At 59.8% G+C, this 333-nt stretch carries 1 protein-coding gene; it reads left to right on the top strand.

What is annotated here, in order from left to right:
- Nucleotides 1-201, top strand: a 201-nt coding sequence (locus ACLJNW_RS23930; RefSeq protein ID WP_410961185.1) for a hypothetical protein, incomplete at its 5' end; no start/stop codon positions are given.
- Nucleotides 202-333 lie beyond the last annotated feature (132 nt).

Below are 333 nucleotides of genomic sequence, written 5' to 3' on the forward strand. Positions count from 1 at the left end.
CTTGCCGGCGTACTCGGCGTCGGCAAAGGTCATCTGCTTCATCGGGATCGGCGTATTACCGGTATGAGCGTCAGTCGCAAAGAGCCTGAGCCCGCGGTAACGGATTGCAAGCCCGGCGCACGGATTGCAAGCTCGCTCGCAATTAATGTGAGCCCGCCTCCACCGTCAGTCGCAGATAATCTGAGCCCAAAATCGCGCTGATTGCGAGCCCGCCGGTTTTCGACTGCAAGCCGCTACAGCTATGTGATCGCGCGCAGCTCCAGCGACGGTTATGCCGTGATGTTTTCCTGGGGTGAGCTGTACAGCAGCGAGACCCTGCTGGCCTACCAGAAG

This window comes from Salmonella sp. SAL4457 (assembly GCF_046548235.1).
Classification (GTDB): domain Bacteria; phylum Pseudomonadota; class Gammaproteobacteria; order Enterobacterales; family Enterobacteriaceae; genus Salmonella; species Salmonella enterica.